Below are 6,985 nucleotides of genomic sequence, written 5' to 3'. Positions count from 1 at the left end.
CTATGCAGATATGTTATTAGCGGACAGTCCCGAAGACAGCCCATTCCGGGACAGTCTGAATGAAATTTATACCAGTGCCTTGAGAGCCAAGGCCCTTGTAAAACAGATCCTCACATTTTCACGACAGGATACCAATGAGTTAATCCTGATGAAGGTGCAGCCTATTATCAAGGAAGCATTAAAACTGATCAGGTCGACCATTCCTACAACAATTGATATTATACAGGATATCAGGGCGGATTGTGGTGCGATCAAGGCTGATCCCACACAAATTCATCAGATTATAATGAATCTTACAACCAATGCGTATCATGCCATGGAAGAAACAGGCGGGGAACTGAAAGTCAGTCTCAAAGAAATCGAATTAGGTGAACATGACGTAACAATTCCTGATATGATACCCGGGGTTTATGCCTGTTTGGCTGTGGCTGATACAGGTATGGGTATGGATAAAGATGTGACAGAAAAAATCTTTGACCCGTTTTTTACTACCAAAGAAATAGGCAAGGGTACGGGGATGGGACTTTCTGTTGTACACGGTATTGTTAAAAGCATGGGGGGCAGTATCCATGTTTACAGCGAGCCTGGCAAAGGAACAGAATTCAAAGTCTATTTTCCAGTAGAAAAGAGCCTTTCTGAAGAACAGAATATCCAGACTAAAAAACCCGTCCAGGGTGGAACTGAGCGAATTCTATTTGTGGATGACGAAGAAACGATCCTTATAATGGAAAAAAAGATACTGGAGCGTTTGGGGTATCAGGTTACTTCACGCACCAGCAGTATTGAAGCGCTTGAAGCGTTTCGGGCCAACCCCGATACATTTGATTTGGTCATTACTGATATGGCAATGCCGAATATGCCCGGCGATAAACTCACGGTTGAATTGACCAAAATACGTCCTGATATCCCTGTATTACTTTGTACTGGGTTCAGTGAAACCATGTCTGAGGAAAAGGCGGCATCTCTGGGTATTAATGGGTTTCTTTTGAAACCAATTGTAATGAAAGATCTTGCCAAAAAAATACGTGAAGTATTGGGTGAAAATTGAAAATTATTTTTATAGATTATTTTTTTATGCTGATAGATTGTTAAGTTTATTTTATTGCATTCCTGATGGAGGTCGTATTAATGAAGTTTTCAACTAAACTTTCTTTTGTTATTTTGTTTACGGGTATAATGGCGTTAATTATATTTTCGTTTATGATATTCAAATTTAGTTCTAATGAGGTTGTAAAATCTCAATTCACTCAAACTAAATCCATTGCAAAAGAGGTTACAGATGACTTTGATCATCTTCTTTCTGAAAAAATAAAAACTGCCCTGACATTGGCGAATACGCCCATTTTAAAAAATGCTTTGGAGATGAGTAATTTTTTCTATACGAATCTATCGGATGAAAAAAGAAAAGAATCTATAAAACTTTTAAATGAACAATGGAAATCAACAAAAGACCCTACTGATAAGTTTATTCAAAAATTTACGGATAATAAAGCATCACATTTTCTAAAAAATCAACAGATAGTTCTCAAAGGCGAATACGGAGAAATCTTCTTGACCAATAAATTTGGTGCGTTGGTTGCATCAACTTCAAAGTTGTCAACTTTTGCCCACGGACATAAATACTGGTGGTTGGGGTCTTATAATAATGGAGCAGGCGCAGTGTTTTTTGATGACCGCGGGTATGATGATAGTGTTGGAGGATACGTCCTGGGTCTTGTTGTTCCCATCAGAAAAGGAAAGGAAGTAATCGGTATATTAAAATGTAATCTCAATATCCTTGGTAATGTCAGCGAATTGATATTAGGTGCAGAGGATAAATTAATTGGAAAATTCAAATTGATTAGATCTGGTGGAATGGTTGTCTTTGAAGAAGGTTTTGAACCGTTAAGCACACAAATCCATGATGATATATATAGAAAAATAAAAAATAAAAATAACGAACTATTCATTTTGAATGATTCTGGAGAAAAGTATCTTGTTGGGTTTTCAGAAGTTAACCTGACAAAAGAGAAAAGTGAATATGGTTTTGGGGGAACATTTGAATCTATTGACCATGAAAAAGGCAACACAGGCGAGTCATGGTACGTTCTTTGTTATCGTAACTTGAGCATAGCCCGAGCACCGATAATTGAATCGATTAAGTGGAGTGCTTTGACAGGTATTTTAATAATTTTAAGTTTGGTGTTAGTCTCTCACCTGTTTGGCCGGAAAATTGCCAAACCTTTTTTAGTACTTGATAAAGCTACCAAAAAGATTGGAAAAGGAGAGTTTGAATACAGAATCGAACTTAAGCAAAAAGATGAATTTGGTAATTTGGCTCACTCATTCAACAGGATGGCAGGTCGGCTTCACCATACCACCACATCCATAACACTGCTTGAGAATGAAGTTAAGCACAGAAAGCAAACAGAGGAAACTTTGAAGAAGAGTGAGGCGAAGTATAGAAGACTCTCCGAGAACTCGCCCGCCGTTGTCTACCAGCTTATAATGACGCCGGAAGGAACGTTCACTTTTTCGTATGTGAGTCATATGGTAACGGCTACTATGGGCATCTTAGCTGAAGATATTATGAAGGATTCATCACAGCTTCTCGATATGGTGCATCCCGAGGATCAGGAGATGTTTAGAGAAGGCATGATGGAATCCGCTGAATCTTTTAAATCCTTCCCCTTAACATTCCGGGTCCTGAAAGACGAGGAAGTGATATGGATTGAGGTGTATGGGACGCCGGAGCCCCTGACGGACGGAGGCATCCTCTGGGATGGATTTTTTGTTGACATCACCGGAAGGAAGAATATCGAAACCCAACTCCAGCAAACCCAGAAAATGGAATCCATCGGCATACTGGCTGGCGGCATTGCCCATGATTTTAACAATCTTTTGTTTGCGGTGATGGGCAATATTTCTCTGGCACAGGATGACCTGAAACCTGAAACTGAAACCTCTGAAAGTCTCAGGGCAGCCGAAGACGCCTGCATTAAGGCAAAGGAATTGACGGCACGATTGATTACTTTTTCAAAAGGGGGTGATCCGATCAAGAAAATCAACTCCATTGATGAACTGCTAAAAGAGACTGTTGCCTCAGCACTGCAAGGGTCTAACATCAAGCCGGAAATTTTCATACCCGATGATATCAGACAAGTCACTATTGATGAAGCTCAGATCAAACAGGTGGCCCGTCATATCGTCGTCAACGCCAAAGAGGCAATGAATGGTAATGGCCCACTCAAGGTATCATGCGAAAATATCGAGATATCAGAAAAAAATTCCCTGACCTTAAACCCCGGCAAATATATTAAAATTTCCTTCAAAGATCAGGGCTGTGGCATATCAAAAGAGAACCTGAAAAAGATATTTGATCCCTATTTTTCAACAAAAGATATGGGAGCTGATAAAGGACAGGGGCTCGGGCTTACCGTCAGTCATTCCATTATTAAAAAACACGGCGGGTTGATCACCGTAGAATCTGAACTGGAAACAGGATCGACAGTCTCGGTTTGTCTGCCGGCTGCCTTGGGCAAAGAACCTGATCTGCAAAGATCAGAGGGAAACCCCGCAACCGGAAATGAAGGGTCAATTTTGGGAGAAAAATAGCAAAATATATGGATAAAATCGCATCACTAAAAAAATTTTTAAATCCTAAAAAGATAGCCGTGATCGGCGCATCAAAGTCTAAAGATAAAGTCGGGGGGATTGTTTTCAGACGGCTTTTGGATTCCCGAAGGCGGTTATTTCCGGTAAACCCTAAAGAAACAGCTATTGAAGGGTATAAGGTCAGCCCGGATATCCAGTCTTTGCCAAAAGACATTGATCTTGCCATTATCACTATTTCTGCAGCCGCCGCAGTAAAATCCGTGGAAATGTGTATAAAAAAAGGAATTCCAAATTATATCATTGTTGCCGGCGGGTTTGGTGAGGTCGGTGCCGAAGGCAGGGAATTGGAAGAAAAATTAACAGGGCTGGCAAAAGAGAAAAATGTCAATATCCTTGGCCCCAATTCCCTGGGAATATTTTTGCCGGATGAAAACATTGATACCATTTTTGTTGAACATGGGGATAAATCCCTTGACAGAAAAGGCAGGGTTGCCTGTATTGTTCAAAGCGGCTCGGTCGGTGTTGAGGCCCTTGGATATGCGTCCAATACCGGTTATGGCATGCGGGCCTTTGTGGGGTTAGGGAACAAATGTGATCTTGATGAAATAGATTTTCTGGAATATTTTGCCCGGGATGAGAAGACAAATTGCCTGGGCTTTTACCTTGAAAACATTGAAAGGGGCAGACAATTTTTAACGGTGGCCAAAGAGGCAGCCAGAGAAAAGCCCGTGGTTGTTCTAAAAGCCGGAAGGACCCATACGGCAGTCTTGGCAGTCAGCTCCCATACGGGAAAACTTGCCGGGTCTGACAATGTGATCAGCGGAGCATTGAAACAATTCGGGATTCAGCGGGTGTATGATGATGAAGAGTTTTGTGATGCCACCAAGGTTCTCTCCATGCTGTCGGGTACTCCGGGAAACCGGGTGGCTGTTTTAACGGCTGCCGGTGGGTACGGGGTGATGTGTACGGATTTTATCGAGAAAAAGGACATGCGGGCACTCCTGAAAATGGCAAAGCTTTCCAAAGATACCCAAAAACGGATTAAAGAGGCCACATTCCCGTTTACCGCCTGTGAAAATCCTGTGGATATCACTGCCAGTGCTGATGACAGGATGTTCTCACAAAGTTTTGATATATTAATCGAAGATGATGGGGTGGATATTATTATCTGTATCGCCTTTTTTGCACCTCCGGGGATTTCGGAAAACCTGATAGATATCATTGCTGATAAAATTAAAAAATCTGATAAACCAGTGATCGTATTCACTAAGTACGGACCCTTCACAGACAATAGTATTAAAAATTTATACTATGCCGGTGTGGCAGCCTATCCTTCTGTGGGAAGAGCGGTCCGGGCTGCTCGTTTTTTAGTGGAAAGAACAAAGATAAAGCAGCGGCTTGACCAGAAAGCTTAATCAGGAGGCATAGCAGGATGGAAAAAAAATTGAAACGCTGGTTTGAAACCTTTGGTGATAAAGAAAATCCTGATGAATTTGATGCCAAGCGGCTGGTAATGCTCTATTCGATTAAGGTGCCGAAGGGGAAAAGACTGGGGCCGGAAGATGCGCTTAATATTGATGATATCAAGCCGCCTTATGTAGTGAAGGTCTGCTCTTCAAATATTTTGCATAAGACGGAACTTAAGGGGGTGCTCCTGAATAATGATAAAGAGTGTCTTCAGGATAATTTTAAACTCATGCAGGACCGGTTTCCCAAAGAGAATATCCTTGTTGAAAACCAAAGCACTTATATGGGGCCTGAGTTTATTATCGGGATCATCAAAGATCCAGCCCTGGGTCATGCAGTAATGGTTGGGGCAGGCGGGGTTCTGACGGAAATATATAAGGATACGGCATTCCGGCTGGCGCCCTGTTCTGTGACTGATGCTACAGATATGATTGACGAACTGGTTTTATCCCCTGTATTTGATAATTTCAGGGGGATGAACCTTGATAAGAAAAAGCTGGCTCAAACGATTTCACAGGTATCAAGACTCGCCCATGATCTGGGTGATAAATTAAGTCAGCTGGATATCAATCCCATTGTTTTCAGTGATGGGGAATGGATCGCCCTTGATGTTAAAGTCATGTTTGAATAAATATGTTTTCAGGGTTGGCTTTGGCAATTTTCCTGTGTCTGCCATACAGCAGATCGTCCATAAAAAGGGCTATTTTTTGGTTCAGGGTGTTCCGAGAGATATAAAATCGGACGAATTTGTGAATTAATGTGTCTGGTTTGGTATACGGACAGACAGAGATACAGAACCCGCAGTCAGACCCGATTGTTTTCCAATAAGAGAAGCACTTTTTCTGGTGTATGGACCAGTGCCTGAAGTTGCGGCTATAGGGCTCGTTATCATGGGTAATGGAACCTGACGGACAATTGTCAGCGCATTTTTTACAGATTTTGCAGAATTCTTCCATATAGAGAGGCTTTGGGCAGGCAGAGTCCGGTAATTCAAGATCCGTTGTTACAATGGCAAGCCTGACACAGGGGCCATGAACCCTGTGTATGAGAATTCCCATGCGGCCCAGTTCGCCAAGGCCAGCTTCAACGGCTATGGGAACACATAAGGTGTCATAATTGGCATCATTATGGGCTCTTGCCCGGTATCCGAATCGTCGGATATAGGTGGCCAGGATATTGGATATCTTTGCTGCTTCCACATATTTTTGTGCAGATTCCTGGATCACACAACTTGCAGGTCCTTTTTTAATCATTTTAACCCGCATGGGGATGATGATGACAACAGCTGTTTTATGAGCCTGGTCGGTTTTGTTCCCCCATTTTTCGGCATGCCTGCCTTTATGACTGTAAAAATGATGGGATTTCAATTGTAAAAAACCCACATCACCGGCACCGTAAAATTTAGAAATGTCTGTGATAGTCTTACAAAATTTTATCGGATCTATAGATATCTTTTGTTTAGCTGCTGCGCCTGTAGACAAAGGAATGGATTTTTCAAGATATTCAAAGGCTGCCTCATAGCAGGGGGCTGTGTATGCGTTATGATAGACCTGTTCTTTTTCTCCGAATTCAGGCTTTTGGTGGATTTGCCTGTCTGTTGATTCGTTCTCCGGATGCATGGTATAATATGTTTCCATTAAGTCCGGGTAATGCCGGATATTATTCCTGGCAAACATAGTATCTCTTTCATCATATTGGTTTGCTTTGGAGAGGTTTCGCCCAGTGGATTTGTCCGGGAAAAATCTCATTAAAGAAATCAGGCCGAAAAGACCAAGACCTGATATAATAAGGATATTTATGGTTTGAACTGACATTCCACACCCCAATCCACAAATGTGGAGTATTTTTTTTGAGGAAATCTATTATCCTCCCGGCTTTGTGAAAATTTGCTCATTTAATCCCAATGCTCTTAAATACTCCCTTT

The 6,985-nt window shown here is 41.7% G+C and carries 5 protein-coding genes; 4 read left to right on the top strand and 1 reads right to left on the bottom strand.

The genetic code is table 11. From position 1 onward, the window contains the following. From HGJ91_RS10350 to HGJ91_RS10335, 4 genes are all read left to right on the top strand, one after another. Positions 1-1,048, top strand: a 1,048-nt coding sequence (locus tag HGJ91_RS10350) for an ATP-binding protein (RefSeq protein WP_291347673.1), incomplete at its 5' end; no start/stop codon positions are given. Positions 1,049-1,128: 80 nt separating this feature from the next. After that, positions 1,129-3,594, top strand: a complete 2,466-nt coding sequence (locus HGJ91_RS10345; RefSeq protein ID WP_291347672.1) for an ATP-binding protein — start codon at positions 1,129-1,131, stop codon at positions 3,592-3,594. Positions 3,595-3,602: 8 nt separating this feature from the next. Then, the gene (locus HGJ91_RS10340; protein ID WP_291347671.1) at positions 3,603-5,009 is read left to right on the top strand and encodes a CoA-binding protein; all 1,407 of its coding nucleotides are present in this window, start codon (positions 3,603-3,605) and stop codon (positions 5,007-5,009) included. A gap of 17 nt (positions 5,010-5,026) precedes the next feature. After that, positions 5,027-5,692 carry an acetate--CoA ligase family protein gene (locus HGJ91_RS10335; RefSeq protein ID WP_291347670.1) on the top strand — a complete coding sequence of 222 codons (666 nt, stop codon included), beginning with the start codon at positions 5,027-5,029 and terminating at the stop codon, positions 5,690-5,692. Here HGJ91_RS10335 and HGJ91_RS10330 read toward each other — a convergent pair. Beyond that, positions 5,679-6,875 carry a reductive dehalogenase domain-containing protein gene (locus HGJ91_RS10330; protein WP_291347669.1) on the bottom strand — a complete coding sequence of 399 codons (1,197 nt, stop codon included), beginning with the start codon at positions 6,873-6,875 and terminating at the stop codon, positions 5,679-5,681. The two genes, HGJ91_RS10335 and HGJ91_RS10330, sit on opposite strands and share 14 nt — an antisense overlap. Positions 6,876-6,985 lie beyond the last annotated feature (110 nt).

Source organism: Desulfobacula sp. (assembly GCF_014237455.1).
Taxonomy (GTDB): Bacteria; Desulfobacterota; Desulfobacteria; order Desulfobacterales; family Desulfobacteraceae; genus Desulfobacula.
Note: the sequence above shows the minus strand (reverse complement) of the source record. Positions and strands in the feature narration are given on the sequence as shown.

Coding starts and splice junctions, on each gene's coding strand:
- HGJ91_RS10330 (WP_291347669.1), bottom strand. CDS start 6,875: ATGTCAGTTCAAACCATAAATATCCTTATTATATCAGGTCTTGGTCTT.
- HGJ91_RS10335 (WP_291347670.1), top strand. CDS start 5,027: ATGGAAAAAAAATTGAAACGCTGGTTTGAAACCTTTGGTGATAAAGAA.
- HGJ91_RS10340 (WP_291347671.1), top strand. CDS start 3,603: ATGGATAAAATCGCATCACTAAAAAAATTTTTAAATCCTAAAAAGATA.
- HGJ91_RS10345 (WP_291347672.1), top strand. CDS start 1,129: ATGAAGTTTTCAACTAAACTTTCTTTTGTTATTTTGTTTACGGGTATA.